This is a genomic window from Kitasatospora sp. NPDC059747 (assembly GCF_042732955.1).
Classification (GTDB): domain Bacteria; phylum Actinomycetota; class Actinomycetes; order Streptomycetales; family Streptomycetaceae; genus Kitasatospora.
On record NZ_JBHWGV010000248.1, the window covers coordinates 1 to 4,071 of the forward strand.

The following is a 4,071-nucleotide window of genomic DNA, read 5'->3' on the forward strand; positions in this document are numbered from 1 at the left end:
CATATTAGAGCATCGACTAAATGAATCATTGAAAATATTTTCAAATCAGCCTGCGATATGGGTGGAACCTGTATTAAGCAAAAAAGAATCAATAACTGAAAAAACAAAAGACAACTATGACGCTCGCGTCAAAACTGAAGAGATATTATCTAAACCCTCGTCTTTAATAATTAAATCCCCACCTCAATTTGGTTTGACGTGCCTCGCTAATTACTTAGTTCTTGAAGCATGGAAGCGAGGAAAAACATGGGTTAAGATAAATGCAAATACAGCTAAGCGCGATGACATAAAAAGAACAGTTCAGAAGGAAACCAACGCTCTAGGCGTTGGCGAAAGAAATATAGACTGCATAATTATTGACTCATGGAAAAACACGGACACAGGCTCTAAAAAGCTTCTGCGAAATCTTTGTTACGAATACAAAGATATTCCAGTGATAGTAATGCAGACGACAGAGGACTTACCTTTTCAGCAAGAAGAGCCTAGCGAAAATATAAATAGAGATTTCGACGCACTCTATCTTTTAGCCTTGCCACGCAGTCAAGTCAGAAAAGTTGTTTGTGGATATAACGACGCTAGAAACGTTGGGGAAGAAAACGCATTACTGGAAAAAATACTTCGCGAACTTGATGCATTAAATATTCATAGGACGCCGCTCAACTGCATTACTCTACTAAAGGTTTCCGAAACAAATCTAGACGAAAGTCCTGTAAACAGGACAAAAATGATCGAGATGGTACTCTTTGCGCTATTTAATTTAGATGAGTTACCAACCTACAAAACGAGGCCTGACCTGAAGGATTGTGAATATGCCTTGGGTAGGTTTTGCGAGTCACTTATCCGGTCGAAAACACAAACCTTTACCAGGGATAATTTCCTCAAAGACATTGAGTCGTTTTGCGTAGAGAAGCTGCTTCACCTAGAAGTTTCAGTAGTATTTGACACATTATACAGCAACAACATAATCACAAAAAGCAATCATGAGTTTTGCTTCAGGGCAACTTACTGGATATATTATTTTGCAGCACGCAGAATGTATGCGAACGTAGAATTCAAGGACTACATACTAAACAAAGATAGCTATGCTTCCTTTCCAGAAATAATTGAGTTCTATACAGGTATAGACAGAGATCGTGGTGAGGTGCTGGAGAAGTTGACCAAGGATTTATCTCAGGCGTGTGGTGTTTTCGAGGAAAAGTCCGGGCTATCAATTGATCTTAACCCTCTGGATTCGGTCACATGGAATCCTTCGGCTGACTCTGTAGCTGAAGCTGAAAAATTAATTAACGAAAACCTCGCTAGTCCTAAGGTTCCGGAATTACTCAAAGATGAGCATGCCGACAGAAACTATAACCAACTGAGGCCGTATGATCAACGAATTCAATATCTTCTTGACGAATTCACCCTGAGTATTTTAATACAAAAAATCAAGGCCAGCTCAAGAGCGCTCAGAAATAGCGACTATGTAGAACCAAGCATTAAGAGAAACCTACTCAAACAGATAACACGCGGATGGAAGCAAGTATCATTAATTCTTTTTGCCCTCTCCCCACGTCTCGCAATAAATGGGACAGCCGCCTTTGAAGGGCAAGGTTTTGTTCTAGGAGGCAACTTTGGAAAAACCGAAGAGCAGAGGATAAAATCATTATTCCTATCAAACCCGAACAACATAGTAAATCTGTTCACTGACGATCTATTTTCGAACAAAATAGCTCCACTTCTCTACGACGCGCTAAGCTCAGAAAGTGACCCTCTTATCAAGCACGACTTGATGCTTTTGATAATATACGAGCGCCCAAAAGACTGGAAGAAGCATGTTGAAGAATATATTTACTCTTTACCAAAAAATTCATTCTATTTATTCAATACCGTTCTAGCTCTTCGAAAAACATACAAATTTGACTTTGCAACGGCAACTGAACTCAACGAAATAAGACTACTGTTAAAAACCGGATATGCCAAACACGAGTTCGGCAAAAAACGAAGCCTTGTTCAATTTGGAAATATTCCAAACACGGTCATACCGAAACGCGAATTTACAGATCAGTAGCTTTACTTTTATTTATTAATCATCCCTGATAGTTAAAAATTGTAGACTTAGCAACTCAACACCATTACCTAACATATAGCCATCTAGAATGGCTATATGTTGACTCCGCTTGCAATATCCTCAATATCTAACGCAAATCGGTAGCATACTCTCCGATTAGCTAGAGGCAATTCAACGTTCGATTTAATTTACTCGCCTTGGAAAACTCAGCCTGTCATAGTCGCGACCGCGAACAATACTTCTAGGTGATACCCTCTAATATTTAATCACGACACTCACTGCTATAGAACATCGACAAGCAAAAAATTACGCTGACAATCTCAGCGAACTGGACTTCCATATTTTTGGTGTTAAATGCAATGGCTACTGGAATCGTCATATACACCATATACATTTCCGCAACAAAGCGGAGAGTTATCTTATATCTTAAGCCAGAGCTTCCATAGACAGCTTATTATAAATCTGGTCTTCACAAATATAGGAGAGACGCTGCTCACGACACTCTCTTTAAAAAGTCATACTGAAAAAAGCGGAGACTTAAGCCTGAAAGAGATACCGGCAGGTATGCACATTGTAAAACGATAGCTGCTTTTCACCTCAAATCGGTTTTTGCGTTATTCCTAAGTTACGCGACGATGCGCTCGCACCGCAGGATAAAGCTTCGCTGCGTCGCGTGAGTCTGTCGCAGGTAATCAATTATCTGCGACATGAAATGCGGTCGCTGCGGCTCTGAGAAGGATTGAGTACGACTCCGATACGCTTGCCATTTCTAAGGGCTGGGGGTCTGCAACCGTAGCTACTCACGGTGGCTATTTTGTGCCTGCCACGAATGTCCGGATATGGCCGTTAGCAGTCATTCGCTAGTGAACACTTTCCGTTCCACTGTTCTCGAAATGGTCTGCTCAACTCCGGAACGCAGCTCATCAAAGACAACTCAGTACCGTAATAAGTCTTGATGCGCACGGAACCACCCACGCTGACTAGTGTCCCGATCGAATAGTTTGTTATTATGAATTCCAGAAATGATTGAGTGACATCATTTAAATAGATAAGCAAATTAACCGTGCGGGACACTAGTATCCGTCTAGTTGTGTGGCCGACTGAGGAATGCTGTATTCGGATGCCGGCCACGCCCAACTAGGCTTTGCGTTTAACGCATTTCAAAGCTTAGAACTTCACCTGTATCATCCAATACATCCCAAATACAGCTAACCTCAGTTTCTGAACCGCAATTTTTGCACTCAATAGTTCCGGAGCCGGAGTACTGCGTGGTATGGTTCCCAGATGACTCTGACTCTTCAATTTCCAGGGCGGACAGATCAAACTCTATATTTTGGCCGCACTCATTATTGCTGCATGTAGTTGTAGGCATCTAAATGTCCTTATTTCCTGCTCAGTAAATTATAAGATTTAATTATTAAGCTTTTGCCCGTCCTGCGAGCGGAACGAGCAACTTGAACCGGCGACAAGCCAAGTGCTGGATTCACTGGCAACTCTGACTATACCTCAAGCCATACTGCTTGTGGGCGTTGAAAACCCTCAGAACCAGGGATTTCCAAGCTTAACCGCACCTAGCTGAAGACTTCTCATACCACGATGGAATACATTCCGCCGCCCTCAACTCAAGTAAGTTATAGAAAAATTTTTCACCTAGTCGGGGTGCTTCTGATCGGCGGCTATGGGTCGAAAGCCGCAGCGTGGGAACGACCGCTTTTGGCCGAAACCAGCCCTTTAATTCCCATACCGGTCTACCATGCCACCCCCGGCAGTGGTTCCACGCGCTACCGACCTCAATCTCAAGGTATCGCCCATGACCTCGTTCACCCGCACCACCCCATCCCGCATCTCATCCGAGGCATCCCAATGAGCATCGACCAAATCAGCCTCCCAAAAGGCGTAGGCCCTCAGGCCATCAAGCTCCTCGACGCCATCACCGGTGCTGACACCAAAGAAGACCTGAACCGCGCAGGCGGCAAAGCCGAAGGTTTTGTATTGGGTCTGGAAAGCGCCAAGGCCATCAA

2 protein-coding genes are annotated in these 4,071 nt (G+C 43.2%); both read left to right on the top strand.

Translation table 11 applies throughout. The features are described 5' to 3' along the window. Positions 1–2,050, top strand: a 2,050-nt coding sequence (locus ACFV4G_RS43130) for a hypothetical protein (RefSeq protein WP_380449079.1), incomplete at its 5' end; no start/stop codon positions are given. A gap of 1,596 nt (positions 2,051–3,646) precedes the next feature. Continuing rightward, positions 3,647–4,071, top strand: a 425-nt coding sequence (locus ACFV4G_RS43135) for a hypothetical protein (RefSeq protein WP_380449081.1), incomplete at its 3' end; no start/stop codon positions are given.